Here is a 25,820-nt window from a genome sequence, read left to right as displayed (position 1 = left end):
AACCAATAAAATGAAGCATATTTTAACCTTGGCCCTTACGTTGGGGCTACTATATTCCGGTGTCGGCTTTGCCCAGAAAAACCAAGAAGAACCAAGAGGAACGGAGAATGTTGCCTACCGATGGGGAAAAATGGCCTTAGATGCCACGGCCTCCGATACGGAAAGGTTCAAGCCACGCCCCACCATAACCTCACGCTATCTAGGCTTGATCTTTGTTTCCATTTTTGACGCCTGGTCTCGTTATGACGAAAGTGCCATACCCGTTTATTTGAACGGCGTAGACCGCAGGCCCGCCAATGAGCGTAACCTCAAGAACAAAGAAATCGCCATTAGTTATGCCGCCTTCGGGGCAATGAAGGAGTACTACTATTCAGACACCGAGATGTTCAGAAAGCTAATGACCGACCTGGGGCTTGACCCCGACAATACCTCATTGGACCCGACCACACCCGAAGGCGTTGGCAATTTGGCCGCCAAGGCCACCATTGAGGCCAGAAAAAATGACGGTAGTAACCAATATGGAGAAGCTGAGGGATCAAACGGCGAACCCTATTCGGACTACACTAATTATAGCCCCGTAAATACGGCGGACGAGAACACCGATATCAACAGATGGCAACCCAAGTATTTCTCTGATGGAAAAGGTGGACAATATGCCCCTGGCTGCCTTACCCCTTATTGGCAAAAAGTAAAGCCCATTGCATTAACCTCGGCCGACCAATTTAGACCCGGACCACCGCCCTTGGTAGGGTCCGAACAATTGAAAAAAGAAGTCAAAGAAGTGGTCGATTTGCAGGCCAATCTTTCCGACGAAGAAAAAGCTTTGGTAGAGTTTATGAGAGACGGGCCCCAATCGGTACAACAAGCGGGCCACTGGCTGAAGTTCGCACAAGATGTTTCCCGAAGAGACAACCATACCCTAGACGAAGATGTGAAAATGTATTTCTTGACCGAGATTACGGCTATGGACGCCTTTATTGCTTCATGGGACTCCAAAATGTTCTATGATTACGCAAGACCCTATGCCTTGGTACACGAATATTACAAAGACAAGACCATAAAGGCCTGGGGCGGCCCCGGCAAAGGCGTTATTAAAATGAAAGGACAGGAATGGCGTCCCTATTCCCCAGATATCTTTCTATGCCCTCCCTTCCCTAGCTACACTTCCGGACACAGTACCATTAGCGGGGGCTGCGCCGAAGTACTGCGCCTTTTTACGGGAAGTGAACATTTTGGCGAATCCGTAGAACTCGTAGCGGGCTCTATGACCGAACTCGACTCCGTCCATTATGGAAAAACCGTAACCATACACTTCCCAACATTTACCGAAACCGCAAATATGGCCGGTATGTCAAGGGTCATGGGAGGCTACCACATACAGGCCGATAATGTAGCGGGCTTACAATTGGGGCGTGATGTTGCTTCCCAAGCCTGGAAATTCTACAACAAACACTTGGGCCAATAGAAAATTGAACGTATAAAGAAAAAAGGGGAAGCTCTCACGCTTCCCTTTTTTTATGCTATTTTTTAAAACATGATAATGTTCATATTTTAAAGAAGCCCTATTCTTGATATTTGCATAACAAAACCGACCATTATGAAAATTGTTTCAAAGGAAGAAGCCGTATCGACAATAAAATCAGGAGACCGCGTATTTTTACAGGGGGCAGCAATGACGCCCAATACGCTTATAGACGCTTTATGCGACAGACATAAGGAATTAAAAGACGTTGAAATCGTTTCGATACACACCGAAGGCGAGGCAAAATACGCACGTGAACCCTACAACAAGAGCTTTAGAATGAATAGCTGTTTTGTGGGCGGTAATGTAAGAAACGTGGTCAACAGTACCCAAGGTGATTATATTCCAATTTTTTTGAGTGAGATCCACCTTTTGTTCAGACAGGGCATTTTACCCATTGACGTAGCCATAGTACAGGTTTCGCCGCCAGACCGACACGGGTATTGTTCTTTGGGTGTCTCGGTAGATGTGGCCCTTCCGGCCATTCAGGTCGCCAAAAAGGTCATTGCCCAAATCAACCCCTCGGTACCCAGAACGCATGGAGACGGTATTATCCATATAAAAAATATTGACTGCGCCATTGAAATCGACAGTCCGATCCACGCCCACGACATTGTTTCCATATCTCCCGTAGAGGCAAAAATAGGTAAAAACGTGGCCGGCCTTATCGAAGACGGTGCCACCCTGCAAATGGGTATTGGAAGTATACCTAATGCCGTATTGAGCAATCTGGGCAACCACAAACGCCTTGGCATCCATACCGAAATGTTTTCCGACGGTATACTACCCTTGATCGAACAAGGTGTAGTCACCGGGGAAGACAAACAGATCAAGACCGGAAAGATCGTTACTTGCTTTGCCGTGGGGTCGCAAAAACTATACGACTTTGTAGATGACAATCCCTCGGTACATTTTAAGGAAGCCGCCTATACCAACGATACGGCCATCATAAGAAGAAACCCAAAAGTAACGGCCATAAACAGTGCCATTGAAATAGACCTCACCGGTCAAATCTGTGCCGACACCATCGGCAGTCGCCAATACTCGGGGGTCGGGGGCCAAATGGATTTCATTCGCGGTGCGTCGCTTTCAAAAGGCGGCAAACCTATTTTCGCCATGCCCTCACTTACGGCAAAAGGCGTTTCCAAAATTACGCCCTTTCTAAAACAGGGCGCCGGGGTTACCACAACCAGGGCCCACGTGCACTATGTTGTGACCGAATACGGTGTGGCCAATCTCTTCGGAAAAAACCTAAAGGAAAGGGCACAGGCCCTAATTGCCATAGCCCATCCTGACTTTAGGGAAGAATTGGAAAAGGCCACGTACGAACGCTTCAAGAACTAAAGTTAATAGTGTATTTTTGACGTGATGGAGAAAAAGGAAATCAAAACCCGACAAGATGTACGGCTGCTGGTCGACACCTTTTATGGAAAAATAAGGGAGGAGGAAACCCTTGGCCCTATTTTTAACGGGATTATTTCCGATTGGGAGGCCCATCTTGAGCTATTGACCGATTTTTGGGAAACCCAACTCTTTCTCCAACGCAAGTATCATGGCAATCCGGTTACGGCACATCAGGAAGTAGACGATAAAACAAATCACACCATTACTTCCGAGCATTTCGGGCTTTGGCTCAACCTCTGGTTCGCCACCCTAGATGAACTTTTCGACGGGGAAAGGGTATGGATTGCCAAAAACAGGGCGCAAAAAATGAGTACCATGCTCTTTATGCAAATGTACCAGCACAGGAAAAAAACTAAATAAGCTACACGGATATTTTTAATTCGGATATTTTTATCCTAATTAAAAAAGCCTATCTTTGTAAAGAAATAAACACCATCTGAATGTTTTCAAAAGCATGTGAATACGGTATAAGGGCATCGACCTATATAGCATTGAAGTCGCTTGAGGGTACTCGTGTGAGCCTAAAGGAAATCGCCGATAAAATAGATTCTCCCGTAGCCTTTACCGCTAAAATATTGCAACAGCTATCTAAAAAACAGATTATAGAATCCGTAAAGGGATCCTTGGGTGGTTTTCAGATTTCACAATCGAACATTTCCCAAATAAAGCTCGCACAGATTGTGTACGCTATTGATGGAAACAATGTATACGAAGGTTGTGGCCTAGGCCTTAAAAGGTGCAATAGTAACGAACCTTGCCCCGTACACGACAAATTTATCCAAATACGGGCCGACCTCAAAGAAATGCTCGAAAGCACCAGCCTTTATGATATGACCATGGGCCTTGAAGAAGGGTTGACCCACCTGAAGCGCTAAAAAAATTTAAATACAAATCGGACAAAATTATCCTATTTAATGTATCTAATTATAAAACCAAGAAATCATGACTAAGACCATAGGTGAAATCGTGGCCAAGGACTACCGCACGGCCCAAGTTTTCAAAAACCACAGCATTGACTTTTGTTGCAAAGGCAACCGTAGCCTGGAAGAGGTGGCGAAGAAACACAACTTAAACATAGACCTCCTTTCCGCTGAACTAAACGAAGTACAACAAGCGAGCAAGGGAGACCGCCTAGACTATCAATCATGGCCATTGGACCTTCTTATAGACTACATCGAAAAGAAACACCACAGATACGTTGAAAAGCAAAGTACGGTGTTGAAGCAATATCTCGACAAGTTATGCCGCGTTCACGGTCAAAAACACCCCGAGCTTCATAAAATCAAGGACCTTTTTACTACCTCTTCAGGCGAGTTGGCCATGCATATGAAGAAAGAAGAACTGGTACTCTTTCCCTTTATATGCAAAATGGCAGAGGCAAAGCAATCGGGCACGGCCTTGGGTACCCCACACTTCGGCACCGTGAGCAACCCCATTCAGGCCATGATGCACGACCATGACCATGAAGGAGAGCGTTTTAGAACCATTGCCGCACTCAGCAACGATTATACCCCTCCGGAAGACGCGTGTACAACATACAAGGTGGCATATGCGCTGTTACGGGAATTTGAAGACGACCTGCACCAACACATCCACTTAGAGAACAACATACTTTTCCCCAAGGCCAGTGAACTAGAGTCACAATTATCGGCATTGGTATAAATAGTCAGCTCACTTAAGTGACTTACCAAAAAATAGAATTTTAACCCTAAAAATAATTCCAATGAAAGATTCGACCCTACCTCCCCTAAGCGTTTCAGAAAAACAACACAGAAGCAACCATCTATCAAGGCTGTATCTTAGCCTATTGAATGAATTCAAGCGCGGACAGACCGGATATGCCACTATTGCCATCATCGCCCAAAGCTGTATTGGTTCCGCCGCGGCCATGGTATTGCTCATGGGCAACTTACATGACTTCTCGAAGATGACCTTGGTATTTTTCGTGACCATACTATGTATGGCCTATAACGCTTCGGTACTGGCCCATTTGAAATCCAAGCTTTCGTTCAACCTGTTATTGGCGAGTCTGCTCTTCAGTTGCTCGGTTATTATCGCACACCTTCTTTAACAACAATCTTTTCTAACAAAATATGCCACTAAAGAAGTTGAGCCTTACTTACATTGACGAATTTGGCGAGACCTGCCAGGCTGATTTTAACAACAACGAATACCATAACCTTATGGAACTGTTGTTCGACAAATACCTACAAGATTGGGGCGACTGTAAAGGCCGTGCCTGGTGCGGTACTTGCCACATTCAACTACATAGTAATCGTCATTTGGGAAAAATCGATATCAATGAAGAACATACACTTTCAAATATTACCGGTCGTACCAAAACCAGTCGCCTAGCGTGCCAAATCCCACTCGATTCCAATTTGGACGGCCTTGTTTTTAGCATCTTAAAAGACGATGCGGTCTAGGCCGTTACCTTCGCACTATTTTTCCTCTCCCAGCAATAGGCCCACCAGCGCCAATAATACCGTCAAGCTAGCAATGCCTAAAACGACATCAAACCAAGACGGGAGTTCGAGCCTTTGCCAGTACGCAATCGCCCTATAAAAAATAAGTGCTTCGGTCAGTGCGAACCCTAAGGCATACAAGAAAAAGAACTTTCGGTTCAGTGCTAGCAACTTAAAATAATCGAGGAATAAAAACAGCCCCATAGTAACCACTCCCAAAAACGTCCAATGCAAATATCCAATGGTAAAATCCAAATAGGTGACAGCCAAATCGGCAAAGTACGGCAAGGCACTTAGTAGTTGCAATAACATCTTAATTCCCCATAATAAGGCCACCGCACCCAACAATCTGTACCGAAACGGCGATAACATCTTCATTACCTTGTTTTGTCCTCCCCTAAAAAACCCTAGTAAAACATAGAAAGCACCTAGCTGTAAAACCGCCCCAACTCCACCTAACAGATAATACCCCGGTCCCGGATGGGTAAACAAGGTAGACAGGAAGAAAGAAAAAACGATTCCAAGATTCAAGCTCCAAAAGAAGGTGTTAAACTTCCGCTCGGGCAAAACCACATGTTGCTTTTCAAGAAAAAAGAGAAAAATGGCCACAAGTGCCATTATCATCCATCCGTTGTACAAAAAATGGAGATAGAAATAAATGGCCAATCGATACCAAACGGAGTCGGGGCCAAGGATATTCATTATAGCCCCCAATACCCACGGGCCTATACTGGAAACCAATAAATATACAATAGCGGCCTTGGCACACTTTAAGGATGGTGCTGTCTTGTACCTCCTTGGCACGTTCTTATAAAAAAAGAATGAAAACCAATAAGAGGCGAACAGGAACAAGGTAGAAAAGACAATTGAAAAGACGGCATACCCTTGAAACGGAAAGGTCAACAACATACCGACCAGGGTCAATTGGGTGAACCAAAAGATCCTAGCGTATTTCTTATCGATTCGAAGACCTTTCAAAAACAGCTCATACAGCAAGGTGGTAAGAGCCAAATACACCCAACCCAACAAGGCGATATGGGAATGGGCATGAACGATAAACTTATAGGTAACGGGAATATCGAATACCCGAAAAAACCGAAGTACACAACCCAGGGCGGCCGCTACGACCAAATACACCAAAGCCATTTTACTTTGTTTCCTAAGCGTTGTCATTAATGCGGCCATTGTATCGGCAATGTATTAAAAATCTTTTTTCTTGGCCACGGAAACCAATCGCCAAATAGGCAGAACGGTCCATAAAACGAGCATCAGCATAGAAATAAGCAGGCCTTGGTCCGTACCGAAGAACTTCTTGAACACGGCTCCGGTATATCCTAAGAGAGCGGATATATCCAATTTTAAAAGAATCAAGGTTCGTGATAAGTCTATGGGGTTCAACATTGTCGCGCCCAGCGAAAAACTATCCAAAGGATATTCCTTAAAAAGAATCAAGGACATCAGAAAGAGTCCGTCATAAATCACGGCAAGGAACAACCACAGCAATACGGCATAGCCAAAACCTTTGATCTTGTTCTCATTGGAGAGGGCGATATTAAATGCCAATACCGTAAAGATCAAGGTCAAGAAGGCTCCTGTGACCAAGAGCAGGGTAAAGTCGAAAATAGCATCGCTCTTAAAGAGGCCATAGAGCACAAACGGAATACCGAGCCCTAGCACCAAACTCAGGGTCAAGGAGCCCGCCACACCGAAGTACTGTCCCAAAAATATAGAGGAACGCTTGATCGGTTGCGCTAGCAATAACTCTGTAAATTCCTTTGAATTGTAGAAATACATTATGCCGAAAATGGTACCGATAAGGGGTACGAGCAGAATAATAACGTTCATCAGGGTTATAATGGCCTTTGACACATCGTTGTTCAGGAACAACAGCACAAAGCCCAGCAAAAGGTAAAACAAGAAGTACACGTAGCTCCATCGGCTACGGATCAGGTCGTAAAAACTATATTTGAGTATCTTAAGCATGGCTAGGTCTAGTTGCAATGGCCGCAATGGCGTGTTCTAAATCGGTTTGTCCGGTCTTGGTCTTGAGTGCTTCAATGCTCCCCTTAAAGTAAATATTACCTTCCAACAGGTAGACGATAACATCAGATACTTCGGCAACGAATTGCATAATATGCGAGGTAATCAGTATGGTTTTTTTCATTTCCCGCTGTTCGCGTATAAGCTCTTTTAAATGGATCAAGGAAGCGGGATCAAGCCCTGTGGTAGGTTCGTCCAGAATCAGCAAGGGACTGTCGAACATAAAGGCCAATACAATGTTCACTTTCTGTTTGGTACCCCCTGATAGGGTCGAAAGCTTCTTATCTAAAAAAGGCTCGAGTTTAAAAAGGGCTATCAACCTGTCTTCATCGCTTGGACTTTGCCGAAGGTCTTTGATCATCCGAATAAGTTCGCGGACCTTCAGGTTTCCCGGAAAGTTGGCAATCTGTGGCAGATAGTCGATTTCTTTACGGTACTTCCAATTCTTTTTAATGGGCTCCCCTTGCACGGAAATCGTTCCTTTATCGGGCACCACCATTCCCAATATGCTCTTGATCAAGGTGGTTTTTCCCGAACCATTGGGTCCCAAGACCGCAAAAACCCCCTCCTTATTTATGGTAAGGTCTAGGCCGGAAAGCACCGGGTTCTTTCCGAATTTTTTATGTAAGCCTTCAATATGAATCATTGTACTTTGGTCATTAAGGGATTAGTATCCAACAAATTATCCGGTGTAAACACGGGCGATACCTTTTCGGAAAAATCGATAATATCCATAAAAAGACTACGCAGCAAAACAATGGCCTCCGGAGTTTGGTTTACGATATAGGAAAACAATTTTACGGGACGATAGGGCACATCGCCAATACCGTTCTTATCCAAATCATAACCGGTATACGCGCTCCAATAATTGCCGTCGAAGACATTATCGTTCAACTTGCTGTTATACGATATATCGAAGCTGTTGTACAGAAAATTGTTAGCCCTAAAAGTGTTGGCATAACAAGCCCCCAACACTTTAATGCCCCATCCGTTCTTTACAAAGTTATTCGCTTTATACTCGATACGATTCGATCCTTCAATATGGATACCAATGGTGTTTTCCTCAAAAGTATTACCACTGATTTCGGCATCATTGATTTCCTTCAACAACATCCCGAAGGCGGCGGGCCCCCAATTTTTGCGAAAAGTATTTCCCTTCATTTTAATCCGTTTGGAGAACATGACGGCCACTCCCGCCCCGTTGTTTTCAAAGATATTGTCGGTATACACATCGTCATCGGAAAACATAAAGTGCAATCCGTACCTTAAGTTATTGGTGCTTTTATTGTTATGTATGGTAATGTTATCGGAAAATTCCAAGTAAATCCCATCCCTTGCCCCTTGAACGATATTTTGACTGACCTCAACATGATCCGAATACCAGAGTTGAATTCCGTTCCCTGAATTATACTCGTCTATGGCATCGCCGATAATTTTGTTGTGATAGACTTTCCCATGGTTTGATTTTTCGAGATAAATACCGAAGAACAGTTTTTCAAGAACAATATTCTGAATTAAAAAATTCTTGCTCTTCACCACCCTTATTGCGGCATAATCCGTAGTGTAACTGGTACCTACGTTCACTATAAAAAAACCATCTACGGTAACATTATCGGATACAATCCGTATAATTTCGCCCTGGTCTTCCCCATCGATAATAGGGTAATTTTCACCAATCAAGGTCAGGGGCTTATCTATGAGGATATTGTATTCTTTGTAGGTCCCCTTTTTAACCAATAGGGTATCAAAGTCTATGGCCAAAGCCACTGCTTCCGAAATGGACTTTACCACGCAGCTTTCGCAAACGACAATGGGTTTTGCCCACAGCTCTACCGTAGTAAAAAGTACGAGGACAAATATGAATAATTTTGGGTATTGCATCATCTTTATTTGAGAAGTTTGGCAACCTCGTGGGTTCGTTTGCTTCACCTTTCCCCATAGCGACAAAGGTCGGCGGTAAATCCCCTAGCGAACACTTCCTAAAAACATGGCTTAAAACGACCGAAACGACACCAAGAACCAATAAAATACAGGCCCATAAGTATGAAACGATCGAAACCTACCTCTATCGGTACGATTTCAGACGGTGTATACATCGGGTATGGCGCAAACTGGAAGTAAACCTTAGCTACGCACGGTTCTGAATTTACCCACTATGTCGGAAATATGAATTCGGAAAACGATAGGCAGGGTCTCCATTTCCAATTTGCTCGAGAAATCTTTTATGAATTCAGGCTTCTCACCTTTTGTTCGCAAAATCGTCTCCTGTACACCTTGTGCAAAAGTATGCAGGGCCTTTTTGGCCGTGCTGCCTTTTAATTCCTCAAAACGACCGTTGACCAAAACCGAACGCCATTCAGACATAGAATCGATTTCCTCAACTTGTAGGGCTACATGTTCGTAGCCCCTCATGGAGTTGATCTTATGGCCCATAGCCGAATAACTCAGTATGCTCTTATTTTCTTGATCATAAAAATAGGTTATCGGTACAATGTAAGGGCTCCTGCCCGAAATGTAACCTAAATGGCCGATACTGTGATTACTTAAAAAAGCCATGCACTCCGAAAGCTCTAAATTTACTATCATAGTTTCTTGGGGTTTAAAATGGGTTATCTTTTTCAAATTTAACTCTGAGCTCGGGCCATGAATAAATCATACCCGTATTTCCTGACTGGGCGCTACTCGCTTCTTCTTCATTGGCAAAGGCCGTCAAAAACGCCCCCATGGGGCTGGGTATGTTCTTACTGATCAAATACGTAGCCGTGGTGGCATCGATAAAGACCCCGGGGTTATTGTAATCGTTAACCCGATAAAGGGCCACCGATTCAGGTTCTACGTCTTTCAAGTAGTTGAGCATACACTCTACCGCATCAAAGGAGTAACTCCTTCCTTTCTTCGTCATAAATTGGGCGGCATGTTGCTTATCGACAATGGTCATGCTACAAAATTGGCAGCCCTCACCACCGTATGCTATGGGTTTAGGTTCGCCCTTACAAGCCGAAATTACCAAAAGGCCCATCAAAATGAGTATTTTACAACTTTTCATGGTGTAACCAATTTATGCTTTTTTTCAGATGAAACAGAATTTTTGCTCTTCCGTCCTACAAAAAATGCGATTACCGTCAACAACATACCTATGAACATTAACCATGCTCCCGTGGCCGGCATTGAACTGACATCAAAATTCAACAACTTTTTGTACCCAAAAAGCGGCGGTTTATAGCTCATGGGCGTACCGTCTTCATTGACTACCTTAATAATAGCGTGAGGATCTAGGTTTGAACCGTAATCGGTCAACCATAGATTAAAATCATACATCCCCATGATTCCTAAGATAGACATTAGTAAGAACCAACCCAAGAAAAACCGGTAGTCAATTTTACCAAAAAAACCGAGTATCCCCAATAATGCCCCTAAGAGTACCATGGCGATTATTACTATAGGAAATATATTAAACTCCCACATCTCGTCGGCTTTGGGAATCGTCTTCATACCAATGTAGTGGTTGAGTCCGTCAATGTTTTGAAGGTCGAATTCAGACACCCCTTGAATGCCCGTAATATGGATATTCATACCCAAGGGCTCGGGATATTGCGGTGCGCCCAGCATTATATTCCAAAGTGGAAACTGAAACAGTCCCAACAAACATAAAGACCCCAATATCATTAGTATACTTGCCTTTTTCATCTTACCTCTATCTTAAAATTCACAGCTATTGAACAGGCCGGTATTTTTAAAAAGCAGGCCGGTCTTGGTACACGACCTGCTTTTCGTTTGAACAAATACTCCTGTGCCCTTCCTTTATTCCCCGAGGGACCACGACAGCTCAGTATTTGAACCTGCCGGCGACACTCTTATATAACCTTGCATTTCTTGGTGCAAAGCGGAACAGAAATCGGTACAATAAAATGGCCATACCCCTGCTTTTTTAGGCTCCCATACCAGAGATTTGGTCTGTCCTGGCATAATCAGCAATTCGGAGTTATTCGCACCGATCATGGCAAAACCATGGGGCACATCAAAATCTTGTTCTTGGTTGGTGACATGAAAATACACCTTGTCTCCCACTTTAATACCTTCTATATTATCAGGGGTAAAGTGGCTTCGGATCATAGACATGTAAATATGAACCTCATTCCCTTCCCTTACCACTTTAGAATCGGCGGGGCCGGTTGCGGCAAAGGGATGTTTGTTCTCTGAAAGTTTATAGATTTTCTTAGATTTCGGGGCCAAAAGTTCAGCGGGTATACCCGCTGCATAATGGGGTTCGCCGTGGGTGGGAAAATCGTAAATAAGCTCCATTTTATCTCCGGAGATATCATAAATCTGGGCTGAATGCTCCAATTCGGGACCTGTGGGCAGGTACCTGTCTTTGGTTATTTTGTTCATGGCCACCACGTATTTACCGAAGGGCTTCCTAGAGTTTCCCCCAGGTATCATTAAATGTCCCACGGAATAATAGGTAGGTTTTCTATCGACAACTTCCCATGTACCCAACTTCCACATCACCACTTCAGAGGAAATAAAGAAGGTTGTATAGGCATTTCCTTCTCCATCAAACTCGGTATGCAAGGGACCCAATCCGCCACTTTTCACGGTTCCCGCAAGTACATCTTCGAATTTCAAGATAGGGATGCCATAAGCTTCTCCGTCGAATTTTTTAGCTTCGATCGCTGCCACCATTTTATCGAAGGAATGGATCGTAAGATCGGCCGATAGCTTTCCGTTACCGATGATATACTCTCCCGAAGGATCTACATCTACCCCATGGGGCGATTTTGGTGTAGGCAAGAAGTAAACGGTTCCCGGTACTTTGGTCGGGTCTATGGTCAAGACTTCCTTTTTTAGGGTGGAAGTGGCCGTATGGGTTTCTTCATCGTACACATTGTGGGCATACTCGGCCGGCATCATTGTACCTCCTCCATTGGCCACATACTCTTCAATTTTCTTCCAATTCACCGCAGCGATAAAATCTTTATCGTTTTGCGAAGCGTTTACCTCTAAAAGTGAATTTGCCTCTTCGGTATTGTAGGTAGTAAAGAAAAACCATCCATGGGATTTGCCCCTACCCGGATGTGATAGGTCGTAATTAAACCCTGGCATCAAGATTTGAAACTTCAGGTCCATATGGCCGTCTTCGGGATCAACGCTTATGAAGGAAAGTGAGCCCCTAAAATTACCCTTGTACTCGTTAATCGGCATATCCCTTTGGGGAATAGGCACCGAAAAACGGGTTCCGGCCACTACATACTCGGTATTTTCGGTAACAAAAGAAGAGCTATGGTTCCCCGCACTGTTGGGGACCTCCATAATTTCCTCGGTCTCGAACGTGCTCAAGCTGATCCGGGCAATTCTTGGCGTGTTGTTCCCATTAATAAAGATCCATCTACCGTCTAACTCCCCATTGGTCTGTGAAATATCGGGGTGGTGGGCATCATCCCAAGGAACGAAACCGAAAGATGTGTTCAACATGGGTTTTGTTTCTTCCGAATATCCATAACCCGAGGTAGGAAACTGCGAAAAAACGGGAATCTCTTTGAACATTCTTCCCGAAGGGAGTCCGTAAACCGTAAGGTTACCGCTATACCCGCCCGACATAAAAGCATAAAACTCATCATGCTCTCCAGGGGCAACGTACACTTTTTCCGCATTGTTCGACGATAGTCCACTATTTGAGGACGCCTTGCCGTTCTGGTCACCGCAACTAGAGAGGAACAAGGCCATCCCTAAAATCGCGAATAGGTGAAAGGTATATTTTTTCATTTGTACTGTTTTTGTGGTTATCTTATTTATGCTGTATAAACAGCCGTGGACTTTAATGGCCCACACTACTCGAGCGTTCTAAAAAATTCCAGTACGCTTCGGGCCTGGTCTTCGGTCAAGCCTTGGTTCGACATCGGAGCCCCGTTGAATTCGGCAATAAGCTCTTTTGCCAACGGATCTTCTTTTACCATTACCTCTGGGTTTAGGATCATGTTCATAACCCACTCGGGACTACGTCTTTTTAAAATACCCGTTGGTGCCGGACCTATGAATTTTTTATCGACCCTATGGCAGGCCAAACACATTTGGGTATAGATTTCCTCCCCTTTTTTGGCCAAGGCCTCGTCGATATCGGGAGACAGGGTCACCGATTTTACCGGGCCGACCCCCTTGTTCTCAAGATCGATACGTTGAGATGCCGGTACTGCACTGGTAGCAGGTACCGCCTCGGCCGGCTTTTCCGTTTTTGCCTTTTCACGATCTACACTAAATCCTTCTTTCTTCTTTTCTTCCTTGCCTCCACAGGCCATAAGCAAAAGCGAAAAAATCAGCACTACACTTTTAACTACTATTTTCATTTTGAGTGGTTTAATGATTAAATTTTCAACAAAAATAGGTGCTATACGAGGCGAAAAACATGATATATATCAGTAAATAGGACAAAAATGTCTTTTTTTATTTTCCTCAAAAAGAAATCAGGGATCGGTAGAAAATTGTAAATTCATCGGTTGACCGAACAAAACCCTGACCTATTACATGAAACAAGACAACTCAAGAAGGTATTTCCTTAAAAAAGCAGCCTTAGGTTCCGCAGCAGTGACTTCTGCCCCCTTAATCTTATCGGCATCAAAAGACGAAAGCATCTTAATGCAACGCGAATACGACACCAAGGTGCTCTCCTCAAATGACCAAATACAACTGGCCTTGATCGGAACCGGTATTCAGGGTATTTTCGACACCAAGGCCGCGCTCACCGTTTCCGGCATAAAGCTGGTTGCCGCATGCGACCTTTATACGGGCCGACTCGAAAGGGCCAAGGAATTGTGGGGCGATAATATTTTCACCACCCGCGACTATAGGGAAATCCTCAAAAGAAAAGATATTGACGCCGTGATTATCGCCACGCCCGACCACTGGCACAAACAAATTGCCATAGACGCCCTTAAGGCCGGAAAACACGTCTACTGCGAAAAACCTATGGTACAAGATTGGCAAGACGGACAAGCCATAATAGAGGCCCAAAAAGCTTCTGGCAAGATATGTCAAGTAGGAAGTCAGGGAATGGCTTCCTTAGGCAATGAAAAGGCAAAGCAGCTCTACCAAGAAGGGGCCATTGGAGATATTGTAATGCTCGATTTTTATAATGACCGATACTCGGCAGAGGGTGCTTGGCAATATCCGATCCCACCCGACGCAAACAAAAAAACCGTTGATTTCGATACGTTTTTAGGGCAAGCGCCCAAGGTAAAATTTGAACCGAAACGATTTTTTAGATGGAGAAATTATAGGGATTACGGCACAGGTGTTGCCGGAGACCTCTTTGTTCACGCATTCTCTACCTTGAACTACGTTATCGACTCCCATGGCCCGAACCGAGCCATGGCTACCGGAGGCCTTCGCTATTGGAAGGATGGCAGGGACGTACCTGATGTAAGCATCACCCTTTACGATTATCCAAAGACGGCGACCCACGCAGCCTTCAATGCGGCCTTTCGCATCAACTTCATCGCCGGAAGCGGGGGAGGAAGTGGCTTTAAACTGATCGGGACCGAAGGCGAAATGGAAGTTGGCCAAAATTCCGTTTCCCTAAAACGCTCCAAACTCAACCTAGTACCCGGTGGTTATTCGATGATTTCCTTTCCCGAAGCCATGCAAGAACAAATCAGGAACGGGTATGCCCAACAAAACTTAGACCCCCGTACTTCGGCCTTGGCCACAGGAACAAGCAAATGGCAGGCACCAAAGAACTACAAAGGTGGCCACCACGATCATTTTTATAATTTCTTCACCGCCATTCGCAAAAACGGAAAGGTCGTTCAAGACCCTACGTTCGGACTACGGGCCGCTGGCGCGGCCTTATTGGCCAATGAAAGCTATTACAAAAAAGAACCCGTAAACTGGAACCCCGAAGAAATGAAGATCGGCTAACCCGAACCGGTAAAAAAATAGCCGGTCCGTATGAAACGGACCGGCCTAATAGTTGCATAAAGTTTAAGTGCATCTATATTTTAAACGTAACGACAGGAATCTTGGAGTGGTTCACGATGTCCTCTCCAATACTACCCATAAAGAAATGGGATAGTCCCCTACGTCCATGGGTAGGTATCCCTATGGCATCGGCACTGTTGTTTTCGCTATAATTCAATACCCCGCGTTCTACACTATAATCGTTATAGATCTCTACCTGTAAGGCCTCGTTTACCTTACCGATAAAAGCGTTTACACGTTTGTAGATATCCGCTGAACTTAAAAAATTATCGCCCGGCGTATTGATATACACCAAGTCTAAATCGGCTTTTAATAAATCGGCAAATGCCTTGGCCTTTTTATAGGCCGAGATACTTTCTTCTTTAAAATCGCAGGCAAAAACAAAACGATTTATACTAAAATTAGCGATTTCGTTCTTAATGACCAATACGGGCACTTCAGAATTTCGTACTACCTTTTCGGCATTCGACCCTATAAAGATCTCTTCGAGACCATCGGTACCATGTGAGCCCATAACAACAAGATCGGCCTTGTGCTCTTCGGCTATGGCATTCACCTCACTGAAAACTTTGTAGTGTTTGATGATCGGTGTAACCTTCACACCTTCCAAATAAGGTTTCTTTAAAAATTCATTGAACCTTTTCTCTGCCAGTTTTATCAGAAAAACGGTCTGTTCAGGATGAAAGCCTTCGGAAGAAGTAATCATGGCCTGATTGAGTTCCAGCATGTGTAAGGCCAGTATTTCCGAACCATGCTTTTTTGCCAACGATACGGCAACCTTAAGCGCATATTCAGACTGTTCGGAGAAATCTAGAGGTACTATAATTTTTTTCATAATATTTCTATTTTAGAAGATTAGGGCCTATTAAATTGTCATTGAAAATAATCTTTTTTCCGGTTCCTTTTTATGTAAAAGCACATCAAATGCCATACAAATGTTACGAATGAACGGACGTCCCTTTTCGGTGACCTCTACCCCATCTTCAACGACAAGCACCAAAGCATCCCGTTCCATTTCACGCAACCTTTCCCGCACCTCGTCAATTGCCTCAAAACGCAGGCTCGGCAGCGACCAAGAGGTTTTAAACCCGCACATCAAATTTAAGATGTGCTTTCTTATCACGCGATCTTCATCGGTGAGAATATGACCTCGATACACTGGAATAACGTTGTTTTCCACCAAATGTTGGTACTCTTCGATACCTTTAACATTTTGAGCAAAGCTATACCAACTATCACTGATACTAGAGGCTCCCAAACCAATCATTGCTTGGGTCTTAGAGGCCGTGTACCCCATAAAGTTACGGTGCAATTCACCCGATTGCATAGATTTATACAATGCATCGGTAGGAAGGGCAAAGTGGTCCATACCGATTTCACGGTACCCGACCTCGGCCAATAAGGCCTTACCGGTTTCATACTGTTGGCGCTTCTCTTCGGCCGAAGGCAAATCGGCATCTTTATACCCTCTTTGCCCGTTACCCTTTAACCAAGGCACATGGGCATAGCTATAAAAGGCCAAACGATCTGGGCGCAGTTCCTTGGTTCTCAATATAGTTTCGCGAACGTGTTCCTCCTTCTGAAAAGGAAGTCCGAAAATAATATCATGGCCAATCGATGTATAACCGATCTGCCTGGCCCATTGCGTTACGTTTTTTACATTCGCAAAAGGCTGAATGCGATGGATGGCCTGTTGTACTTTGACATTGTAATCTTGCACCCCAAAACTGACCCGCCTAAACCCTACATCGTACAGTGCCTGTAAATGTTCTTTGGTGGTGTTGTTTGGATGCCCCTCAAAACTAAATTCGTAGTCTTCGGCCCTTTTGGCCATGCTAAATATGCCATTGATCAGGTTCTTGAGGTTCTGTGGAGTAAAGAAAGTAGGGGTACCGCCCCCCAAATGAAGTTCTTTGATTATGGGCCGCTGAGAAAAGAGGTCGCAATACAACTTCCACTCCTTCAACACGGTACGAATATACAGTTCCTCAACCTCATGCCGTTGGGTTATGCGTTTATGGCAACCACAAAACGTACACATACTCTCACAAAAGGGCAAGTGTATGTACAGGCTAATACCTTCTTTCGCATTGCTTTCCTCAAAACTTTGGATCAGGGTCGATTGCCACTTCTTGCTAGAAAAAGTATCCATATTCCAATAAGGAACAGTAGGGTAACTGGTGTATCGCGGACCTGCCACATTGTATTTTTGAACTAGACTGCACATAAATCGTATCTTGTTTTATACAAACTTAACTTTGTTAAGCTGTTTAAAATATGATATATGTCAGGTATGGGAAAATAGCGGGCCGATTTGGCCCGCTAAAGTTCTTCGCAAACATAGCCCTGTCCTTGCAATAGCCGCACTACCGAAGATGGGCATTGACGGGTTTCGACCCGTAGGATATTATCACAATCTTCCAGATCAAAATTCCATCGCCCCTTCGGTTCGACCAATTGGGTCAAGAGAGGTTTGAGCCTTTTTACCTGTTTATTCTTTGAAACGGATGTCTTAAAGACCAATACTGTCATTGCTTAGGCTTTTTACCGTTAATTTCTATCCCAGAACATGGGCGGTTCTATACCTAGGGTTCGCAAATAGACATACCCTTGACCCCGGTGGTGTATTTCATTATCTATAAAATACAGTATGGCCGATTGAACCGTGCCTTCATATTGCCCAAAACTTTTGATTTCATCATGGAAGCGTCCCACTTCAATTTGGGACCAATTTTCATTGATTTCCTCCGTGGTCCTATCCCACAACTCCAAAATTTCGGCCTTTGTCTTTCCCTTGGGCGAGGCTTCATCAAAGGAGGCCGTTTTACCCGTTACGATCTCTTTGGTACCCGGCCCGGCAATACTTAGTAGTTCTTCGACCATTTCGGCAAAGGTTCGCATGCCGCCCAGGGTATACCCAAAAAATTCCTTATCGGGAAATTTCTCTATTAGCTTTCGGGTAAGCACCCTATGGCCTTGCCAATGCGCCAATAGCTCAGAGGGAAGGATAACTTGGTTTACTTTTTCCTTGGGTGTAATTTCGCTGTTCATAAGTTGCACTTTTAAGTTCGTATTGTTTTATAGGAACAAATGTAAAAGTGCCATGTGACAGCCCTTTGTCAGTAGCGAAATAGAAAGGAGTATTTTTTTGACAGCCCCGATTTCAAGGAAGGCCGACAACCGATTCTGAAACGAATACAACCCTTATTTTATCAACTTGGCGAAATTATAACCGGCATTTACCAGATTCGTATAGCTGGAAGCCATGGCTTCGGGCAAGGTAGAGATTCCCCTCACGATGGAATTTACATAGGCCAGCCCGAACCCTTCTTGTTGTTCTATGGATATAGATACCGAACCACAAAGCGCGGCCACCGGAACATTCGCCTTCTTCGCGGAAGTAATCACCCCATCTATGGTCTTGCCCGACAGGGTCTGTTCGTCTAGCTGGCCTTCACCGGTAATCACCCAATCGGCATTTGCGATTACCTCATCAAAACGGGCCAAACCCTTGACCAAATCGATACCGGAAGTGAGCTCGCCCCTTAGAAATACGATAGCCCCTCCGCCAATTCCTCCTGCGGCACCCGAGCCCTGTATTTTCTGTAGGCTTATGTCGTAGGTATCAAAAACGACCTTGGCAAAACTCTTCAAGCCTTTGTCCAACAACTCTATTTCTTTTTCGGATGCCCCCTTTTGTCGGGCATAGATCTTGGCCGCCCCGTTCACGCCATAAAACGGATTGGAAACATCACAGGCGATTTTAAATTTTGCATTGGCCAAGAGAGGATGCACCTTTGAGGCATCAATACTTTTTACCTTGCTCAAATTGCTTCCTACCGGATCCAATTTTTTACTAAAACTATCCTTAAAACGATAGCCCAAGGCATTTGCCATGCCCATACCCCCATCGTTGGTGGCACTTCCCCCTATCCCTAGAATAATTTCCTGGGCCCCACGCTCAAGGGCATCGGCGATAAGCTCACCCGTACCGAAAGTGGTAGTGTTCATACAGTTTCTATCCGCATCGGCCAATAGTTTGAGTCCGGATGCTTCCGCCATTTCAATATAGGCGATGTGGTTTTCCGAAGCATATAGGTAGGAAGCGCTTATAGGCCTAAACAAGGGGTCGTTTACGGTTATACTTATTTTTTCACCGTGTATATAATGCCTTACCACATCGATGGTACCGTCTCCCCCATCGGCCAAAGGCATTTTTACGATTTCGACATCATCGAATACGTACTGCAGGCCTTCCTCTACAGCGTCACAAAACTCAAAACCGGTGAGGGAACCTTTGAATTTATCGGGAGCGATTACAATTTTCATAATTCTGATTTTAATTGAATACAGAGGGGAGCAAAAGACAAGCACAAAGAATGATCACAAAGTAACCGACCAAAATAGCCACTTCTTTCTTCCCAGAATAGTATACCACCTCTAGACCTTCGTTTACCGTTCTCTTGACCGTATAACTAACGGCAAGGGCCACAAGAATGGTGACCAAACACCCGAGGGCATTCCACCAGAACCAAAATATTTGCGGCACGTACAACCAAAGGTAAATATTGAACAGTACCCCGGCAACAATACCGATGTTGGCCCCAAGGGCGTGGGTTCGTTTCGTCAAGATCGCCAAAATAAAAGCGGCCAGGATAGGACCATAAAACACCGAACTGATCTTATTGATGACCTCGATAACGGTACCCTCGATATTTCCCGCAAAAAAAGCGAAGAACAAACAGACCAATCCCCAGAAAATGGAAAGTAATCGTGAGTACGACATATATTGCCTATCTCCCATTTCGGGCTTGAATCGCTTCACAAAATCTTCCATGGTAACGGCAGACAACGAATTGACCGTAGAACTGAGGGTAGACATCGCGGCCGACATAATGGCCACGATCAATATACCGATTACGCCGTTGGGCAAATATTTAATGATGAACACGGGTACCAAGAGGTCGGCCTTTTTTCCCTCCAAAGAAGAAATATTGGCTTGATATACACTTTCCATCTGGTCTTGAAACCCCAAATCTTGCATCAACAAGGTACCTAACACCAAGCCCATAATACAATAGGTCAAGGTAAATGGAAAACGCAACAGGCCGTTGGCCATCATCAATTTCTTTAGATTGGACATACTGCTCGATGACAACAGACGCTGCGACTGGGTCTGATCCGTACCGTAATACGACGCGTATAAAAAGAAACCGCCGATAACCATGGGCCAAAATCCGAATTCATCATTACCATCGGCATTGTTGAACCCCCATTTATCAAAATCAATGGCCGTAATGCGGTCTTGATCTACGTTGGCCAAAAAGCTATCGATGCCCCCAAGCTCGCTGAACCCGTAGAAGAGGCAGATGATTATTCCCAAAAACAGAATACTCATTTGAATGACATCTCCCCAAATAACGGCTTTCATTCCTCCTTGAAAAGAGTAGACCATAGTAATGACCCCAATGATCAACACCGATATCCAAAAATCCAATTGTATGGTAGCCTGCAATATCAAGGCCATGGTATAGACCATTACCCCGGTCGCTACGGAGCGACTGATCTGGAATACAAAACTGATCAACAAACGCGAAGAAGCGTCAAAGCGTTTTTCGAGGTATTCGTAAACACTTACAATACCCGATTTATAGAGGGTCGGCAACACGGCCACCAACAGAAATGCCATAGCCAAAGGCACGCCCAGTTCATAGGTGAGCCATTGCATGCCCCCGCCATCTTTCAGGCCCACAAATGCCGGTGCCGAAATAAAACTGATGGCCGAAAGCTGGGTCGCCATGGCCGAAAGGCTCAAAGGCAACCAAGAAGTATTTCTTCCCCCTAGAAAATAGTCACCCCCTGAACTGTTTTCCTTAAACAGAAAACCAAGACCCAAGAAGCCCACTAGGTAAACAACGATTATGATATAGTCTAAATAATTCATGAGTAATTTTACTTTTGGTTTGGTATGTTATCTCCTACCCATCCAATTAGCTGAATGTTCTACGGAACTGTCCCTTTCAACATTTCTTGGTCATCTACGCTCCTTTATTGCACTACTAAAAACAGGGGGGCTTACATCAAATATAAGTGTTTAACCTCCCAAAAATGGCATTCTACATCGTTTTCAAAGGGAGTTTGGGAGCCGAAAAGCCCCATAATCGTCACCCAACAGAAGGAAAAAATAGATTTCCCCACACATTTTAATTCCGCACTCCCAAACCTTCAAAAAACCCCTAATTTAATTTTTTAAAAGATCGATGACCAAGGCCGCACTCCATGAGAAGTTATCGCCTCCATAGCCTTTTCTTGTTTCATCACCGGTGTCTTTTCTACAATCGAAATATTCAAAAAAACCATCGCGCTCTACAAGCTCGATCGAATCATTTTTTACACGCTCGGCAATATCAGTGTACCCATACTGTCTTAAGCCACGATACAACATCCAGTTCATATTGATCCAAACGGGACCCCTCCAATATTTTCTAGGATTGAAACGGTCATCTGTCGGGTCAAAAGAGGCACAGAGGTATTTATCATCACCTCCGAAGCGCTCCATCATGGTATTGACCAAAACCTCGGCCCTTTCTTTACTAGGGATAGCCGCGAACAAGGGCGAAAACGAAGAAGAAGACACATGGCGTATGGGCGTATTGTTTCGCAGGTCATAATGAACATAGGCCCCCAATTCAGTATCCCATAGTTTCTGGTTGAAAGCGGTAATGCTTCTTTCTTGATTCTTTTTCAAGTATGTAATTTTATCATCATTCCCCCCGATCATTTCATAAAGCTCTATCAGCGCTTGGTTCGACTTGATGAGCATGGCGTTGAATAACGGATCTTGCACCAAGAAAGGTGATAATTCGGCTATTTTGGCATCATCGTAATTGTTTTGTTTTGCAATATCGATAATGTACAAATAGTGATCATACTCTCTTTTCGAAGGCCTTTCCGAGGCATCGACATGGGTGGTATCCTTTCGCTCGAAGGTATATTCTGGCGGGTTCATGGTATCCCAAATATCGTCCCATACCGGAGAGTTATCGGTGCCCGACTCCCAATTGTGATAGATGTATACCAGACCTTCGTTTTGCGGGTCGCGGTTTTCGTAAAAATACACATGGTTGTCATACACCTTATCGATCTGTCCTTTGATAAAACCGAGCATATCTTCCTTATCGTCTACAATGCGCAACATATCCTGTAACACAAAGCCGGTAACCGGTGGCTGGGTCATTCCTGTAGATTTATACCGCTTTGAGGAAAGCGGGTGTAAGTCCGACCTGTGGAAATCATGGCCTGGAAAATAAGAATCGTCATCTGTATGAAAAACAATGTGCGGTATAAAGCCGTTATCCCATTGCGCGTTCAACAAGGTCTCTATTTCCTTTTTTGCGTGATCCGTATTGTAATGGGCCAAGCCTACGGCAATAAAACCGCTATCCCATTTCCATTGAAACGGATAAAGTCCTTTACTCGGTATAGTAAACCCTCCTTCTTGAAAATTGGCGTCTAAAACGTCAATTGCCCTATGGATTAAATTTTCTTTCATAACATGCATAAAATAAAAACACATTGGCAGCAAATCCACCACCAATGTGTCTTTGGATTCAACAAACTAAACTCAAACTAAATTTTAAATACCTCTTAGAAATTGAAGGTAGCCGTCAAGAAGAACCTTCTCGGAAGAATAGGACGACCGACAAAGAACTCAGATTCGCTCTGCCCGGCGGCACCTGCCCTTGGGTTTCCTTCGGTAATACCATCACTGTCAAAAAGATTAAAGATGGAAAAACCTAAACGGACGGTTTGGTTTTCTTCTGGCTTCCCAAAAGTGTAACCGGCTCCCAATCTACCGATCGGAATAGCATCTAATTCTATATCATTGATATCGGAAGCGTATTTGCTGCCAGTGTAGTTCACACCAAAGTTGGCGTCGAATTTATTGTTGTCGTAATACGCTCCCAAAGATCCTAAAAAGTTAGGTTGCCTTGCCAATTTGTTCCCTACATTGGCTTCGGTAGACGTACCGTTCACCAAATCAAAATCTGTATTTTTCGTGATTTCGTGACCTTGATAAGTTACTGTACCGCGAAGGTTGAAATTACTGGCCACTTCATAATCGCCCGTAGCCTCTAAACCTATAGTTCTTGTATCTTGCTCAGAACGCGTCTCATCTATCAACTGGCCACCAACAATGGCTTGTTGTATTTTAATTCTGTCTTTTAAAGCTACATAGTAAGCGGCAACCGACCCAGAGAATTTAGGCGTACCAAATTTGGCCCCCGCCTCGAACTGAATAATGTTTTCAGGATCATATGCGTTTTCGGAAATACCCGCTACCGGGGCAAACCCCCTTATTTGCGGAAAGAAATAGCCTTTAGAGAAGTTGGCGTACAGGTTTGTTGCATCGGTCAATTCGTAAAGACCGGCAAAAGAAACGGCCCATCCCGAAGCTTGTATCGATGACCGAATAAAACTACCATCTGCCGTTTGAACATCACTTAATGCAGTAGTCAATTCAGGATTGTCATAAACCGTTGCGCTCATAATGCCCCCTTTACTGTTTTCACCATCGGTATGCTCATATCTAAAACCAACATCAAAACGCCATCGGTCAAAAATCATCTCATCGGTCAGATAAAAGGCCAACCTGTTTTGAGACAGGTAGTTGTTTGCGGTTTGACCGATACGATTGTACAATCCGCCTTCGGAATAAATAACATTGTTACCCCCTGCATCGGCATAGCTCAAGTTCACCAACCTTGGAGCGTTATTGAATTCGGAAAGCACGCGGTATTGGTAATTGACGTCTTCCGCCTCGGTACGGGCGATAAAAGTACCTAGGGTTACGTTGTGACTTCCACCATTCATGGTCTCTATCGTTTTGGTCAAAGAAGCCTCTCCCGAGTAATCGGTCATAGGCCTTAAACGGTCAACATGCAGGTTGTCGACAACCAAGTCGGAACCGTTTATTTGTTGGTTGGGGTTTCCACTTTGGTAGTTCGCCGTATATCCTTGATTTCCTGGAGCGATGCTCTCTACGTAATTATCTAGGGTAATAGGGTTTCCGTTGTTTCCATCACCTCCCACATAGAGGGCAAAATTGTGCTTGTAGTTGGCATATTTTACTTTGGATTTAAACCTTAGGTCATCGGCCAATCTATAGTCAAAATCGGCCAAAAGATAGCCGCCAGTGGTAGAAACACCATCGGCAATGGGACTGTTGTAAGTTCCACCTGGTGTAAGGAAGGAAGTATTGGCCAATTCACCGGTCAACAATTGCTCTACGGGCTCACCGTCATTTCCGTTTATACGCTCCCTACTTCCCCCTTTTAAAGGTATCGGAAGGTAGAACTGGGCCTTATCATTTATGAATTGACCATGTACGGTAAACGTACCTTTGTCAAATTTCTTTTTGATATTAGCCCTGAACTGCACCCCTTTTGTAGGCAGACCCGTATCTATGGGGCCACGATCATGCCTTACAAAACCTGTAAAAGCATAGTAGGTATTAGAATCTTCACCACCCAATTGGCCACCACTGTAGAAGTCGGTCTTTAACCGTCCCATATTGGCAACTTCCAAGTTAACGATGTTACCCGGGTTGGTGTCCCCTGTTTTGCTCGTATAGTTAATGATACCGGCCACAGAACCTGCACCATATAAAATTGCAGAACCACCACGTACAAACTCTACCCCTTTAAAACCAATATCGGGCCTGGCATATACATCATGGGCCGAAGAGTTTAGACCAAAAGTGCTCATTAAAGGCATACCGTCGTATTGTAACGGGTTGAACACATACTGCCCACCTGAAGGAAGCCCCCTAACAAATACGTTTGTTGCGGTTTCTCCACCACCACCTTCAGCGGTAATACCAGGAACACTACGAAGAATATCCGCTTGGCTGTTGGCCGATAGTTTGGTAATTTCCTTCATTTTTACCGAACTGATCGATAAGGGCGCCTGCTTCTGCGACCTAAACGTACTGGAAGCGGTCAAGACCACCTCGTCTAATTGTTGCCCTCCTTCTTGAAGTACAACATCTATGGTCAAAGCGGTATTGTTGAGCTCTACCGGCTTATCTATAGTGGTAAAACCTAGATAGGAAATACGAAGTACATGGTTTCCTTCAAGGTCGGTTGAAAAGGTATAGTTGCCATCAAAGTCAGATGTCGTACCCGAGGTACTCCCAACTATAATAATATTCGCTCCTGGGATGGGTTCCCCAGCACTGTCCGTAATGGCACCGGAAATTTCTGTCTGGGCAAAAGCACCAGTTCCCAAAAATAAACCGATTACCGCAAAAACTAATTTTTTCATAATCGTAGTTTTTTAAGTTGTTTTAACTTGAGTTGTTATTAATTTATCAATACAGAGTCAAAACTATCTGAATATCATACTATTTCGACGAA

At 44.3% G+C, this 25,820-nt stretch carries 25 protein-coding genes; 8 read left to right on the top strand and 17 right to left on the bottom strand.

The window, feature by feature from the left end; all coding sequences use genetic code 11:
* Positions 1-10: 10 nt before the first annotated feature.
* The 7 genes from BW980_RS12915 (at position 11) to BW980_RS12885 (ending at position 5,352) form a co-directional block, all read left to right on the top strand.
* The gene (locus BW980_RS12915) at positions 11-1,465 is read left to right on the top strand and encodes a vanadium-dependent haloperoxidase (RefSeq protein ID WP_076455652.1); all 1,455 of its coding nucleotides are present in this window, start codon (positions 11-13) and stop codon (positions 1,463-1,465) included.
* Positions 1,466-1,597: 132 nt separating this feature from the next.
* Positions 1,598-2,866, top strand: a complete 1,269-nt coding sequence (locus BW980_RS12910; protein ID WP_076455651.1) for an acetyl-CoA hydrolase/transferase family protein — start codon at positions 1,598-1,600, stop codon at positions 2,864-2,866.
* A gap of 24 nt (positions 2,867-2,890) precedes the next feature.
* Positions 2,891-3,286 carry a group III truncated hemoglobin gene (locus tag BW980_RS12905; protein ID WP_076455650.1) on the top strand — a complete coding sequence of 132 codons (396 nt, stop codon included), beginning with the start codon at positions 2,891-2,893 and terminating at the stop codon, positions 3,284-3,286.
* 80 nt (positions 3,287-3,366) lie between these two features.
* Positions 3,367-3,801: an RrF2 family transcriptional regulator gene (locus BW980_RS12900; RefSeq protein WP_076455649.1), complete on the top strand. Its 435-nt coding sequence runs from the start codon at positions 3,367-3,369 to the stop codon at positions 3,799-3,801.
* A 67-nt stretch (positions 3,802-3,868) separates the two neighbouring features.
* Complete coding sequence (gene ric, locus BW980_RS12895) at positions 3,869-4,588, top strand: iron-sulfur cluster repair di-iron protein (RefSeq protein WP_076455648.1); 720 nt, start codon at positions 3,869-3,871, stop codon at positions 4,586-4,588.
* A gap of 61 nt (positions 4,589-4,649) precedes the next feature.
* Complete coding sequence (locus tag BW980_RS12890; protein ID WP_076455647.1) at positions 4,650-4,997, top strand: hypothetical protein; 348 nt, start codon at positions 4,650-4,652, stop codon at positions 4,995-4,997.
* 22 nt (positions 4,998-5,019) lie between these two features.
* Positions 5,020-5,352 (top strand): 2Fe-2S iron-sulfur cluster-binding family protein, encoded by a 333-nt coding sequence (locus tag BW980_RS12885; RefSeq protein ID WP_076455646.1) that lies wholly within the window; start codon positions 5,020-5,022, stop codon positions 5,350-5,352.
* 15 nt (positions 5,353-5,367) lie between these two features.
* On the opposite strand, the gene BW980_RS12880 is transcribed toward BW980_RS12885, so the two are convergent.
* The 9 genes from BW980_RS12880 to BW980_RS12840 all read right to left on the bottom strand — a co-directional run bounded on the left by BW980_RS12880 (position 5,368) and on the right by BW980_RS12840 (position 13,772).
* Positions 5,368-6,576, bottom strand: a complete 1,209-nt coding sequence (locus BW980_RS12880; RefSeq protein WP_245800046.1) for a hypothetical protein — start codon at positions 6,574-6,576, stop codon at positions 5,368-5,370.
* Between the two features lie 15 nt (positions 6,577-6,591).
* Positions 6,592-7,374, bottom strand: a complete 783-nt coding sequence (locus tag BW980_RS12875; RefSeq protein ID WP_076455645.1) for an ABC transporter permease — start codon at positions 7,372-7,374, stop codon at positions 6,592-6,594.
* On the bottom strand, positions 7,367-8,077 hold the full coding sequence (locus BW980_RS12870; RefSeq protein ID WP_076455644.1) for an ABC transporter ATP-binding protein: 711 nt from the start codon (positions 8,075-8,077) through the stop codon (positions 7,367-7,369). The genes BW980_RS12875 and BW980_RS12870 overlap by 8 nt, the downstream gene beginning before the upstream one ends.
* Positions 8,074-9,312: a nitrous oxide reductase family maturation protein NosD gene (locus BW980_RS12865; protein ID WP_076456255.1), complete on the bottom strand. Its 1,239-nt coding sequence runs from the start codon at positions 9,310-9,312 to the stop codon at positions 8,074-8,076. Before BW980_RS12865 ends, BW980_RS12870 begins: the two co-directional genes overlap by 4 nt.
* Positions 9,313-9,555: 243 nt before the next feature.
* Positions 9,556-10,017, bottom strand: a complete 462-nt coding sequence (locus BW980_RS12860; protein WP_076456254.1) for a pyridoxamine 5'-phosphate oxidase family protein — start codon at positions 10,015-10,017, stop codon at positions 9,556-9,558.
* Between the two features lie 13 nt (positions 10,018-10,030).
* Entirely contained in the window at positions 10,031-10,477 is a 447-nt protein-coding gene (locus BW980_RS12855) for a nitrous oxide reductase accessory protein NosL (protein ID WP_076455643.1), read from the bottom strand.
* Entirely contained in the window at positions 10,474-11,118 is a 645-nt protein-coding gene (locus tag BW980_RS12850) for a hypothetical protein (protein WP_076455642.1), read from the bottom strand. Before BW980_RS12850 ends, BW980_RS12855 begins: the two co-directional genes overlap by 4 nt.
* Positions 11,119-11,232: 114 nt before the next feature.
* Positions 11,233-13,194: a Sec-dependent nitrous-oxide reductase gene (gene nosZ / locus BW980_RS12845; protein WP_076456253.1), complete on the bottom strand. Its 1,962-nt coding sequence runs from the start codon at positions 13,192-13,194 to the stop codon at positions 11,233-11,235.
* A gap of 65 nt (positions 13,195-13,259) precedes the next feature.
* The gene (locus BW980_RS12840) at positions 13,260-13,772 is read right to left on the bottom strand and encodes a c-type cytochrome (RefSeq protein WP_076455641.1); all 513 of its coding nucleotides are present in this window, start codon (positions 13,770-13,772) and stop codon (positions 13,260-13,262) included.
* Between the two features lie 178 nt (positions 13,773-13,950).
* On the opposite strand from BW980_RS12840, the gene BW980_RS12835 reads away from it, so the two are divergent.
* On the top strand, positions 13,951-15,342 hold the full coding sequence (locus BW980_RS12835) for a Gfo/Idh/MocA family protein (RefSeq protein ID WP_076455640.1): 1,392 nt from the start codon (positions 13,951-13,953) through the stop codon (positions 15,340-15,342).
* Positions 15,343-15,415: 73 nt separating this feature from the next.
* Here BW980_RS12835 and BW980_RS12830 read toward each other — a convergent pair whose 3' ends face one another.
* The 8 genes from BW980_RS12830 to BW980_RS12795 all read right to left on the bottom strand — a co-directional run bounded on the left by BW980_RS12830 (position 15,416) and on the right by BW980_RS12795 (position 25,728).
* The gene (locus BW980_RS12830; protein ID WP_076455639.1) at positions 15,416-16,237 is read right to left on the bottom strand and encodes a universal stress protein; all 822 of its coding nucleotides are present in this window, start codon (positions 16,235-16,237) and stop codon (positions 15,416-15,418) included.
* Positions 16,238-16,267: 30 nt separating this feature from the next.
* A complete protein-coding gene (hemN, locus tag BW980_RS12825) occupies positions 16,268-17,629 on the bottom strand; it encodes an oxygen-independent coproporphyrinogen III oxidase (RefSeq protein ID WP_076455638.1) in 1,362 nt (453 codons plus the stop codon).
* Between the two features lie 95 nt (positions 17,630-17,724).
* Entirely contained in the window at positions 17,725-17,934 is a 210-nt protein-coding gene (locus BW980_RS12820) for a hypothetical protein (protein WP_076455637.1), read from the bottom strand.
* 18 nt (positions 17,935-17,952) lie between these two features.
* Positions 17,953-18,453, bottom strand: a complete 501-nt coding sequence (locus tag BW980_RS12815) for a DinB family protein (RefSeq protein WP_076456252.1) — start codon at positions 18,451-18,453, stop codon at positions 17,953-17,955.
* Positions 18,454-18,606: 153 nt separating this feature from the next.
* Entirely contained in the window at positions 18,607-19,731 is a 1,125-nt protein-coding gene (locus BW980_RS12810) for a glycerate kinase (RefSeq protein WP_076455636.1), read from the bottom strand.
* 10 nt (positions 19,732-19,741) lie between these two features.
* The gene (locus tag BW980_RS12805) at positions 19,742-21,346 is read right to left on the bottom strand and encodes a sodium:solute symporter family protein (RefSeq protein ID WP_076455635.1); all 1,605 of its coding nucleotides are present in this window, start codon (positions 21,344-21,346) and stop codon (positions 19,742-19,744) included.
* A 297-nt stretch (positions 21,347-21,643) separates the two neighbouring features.
* A complete protein-coding gene (locus tag BW980_RS12800; protein WP_076455634.1) occupies positions 21,644-22,954 on the bottom strand; it encodes an amylo-alpha-1,6-glucosidase in 1,311 nt (436 codons plus the stop codon).
* Positions 22,955-23,049: 95 nt separating this feature from the next.
* On the bottom strand, positions 23,050-25,728 hold the full coding sequence (locus tag BW980_RS12795; RefSeq protein WP_076455633.1) for a TonB-dependent receptor: 2,679 nt from the start codon (positions 25,726-25,728) through the stop codon (positions 23,050-23,052).
* Between the last annotated feature and the right edge of the window lie 92 nt (positions 25,729-25,820).

The organism is Zobellia uliginosa (assembly GCF_900156625.1).
GTDB lineage: Bacteria > Bacteroidota > Bacteroidia > Flavobacteriales > Flavobacteriaceae > Zobellia > Zobellia uliginosa.
The sequence above is the reverse complement of the archived record's forward strand: the minus strand, read 5'-3'. Positions and strand labels throughout refer to the sequence as shown.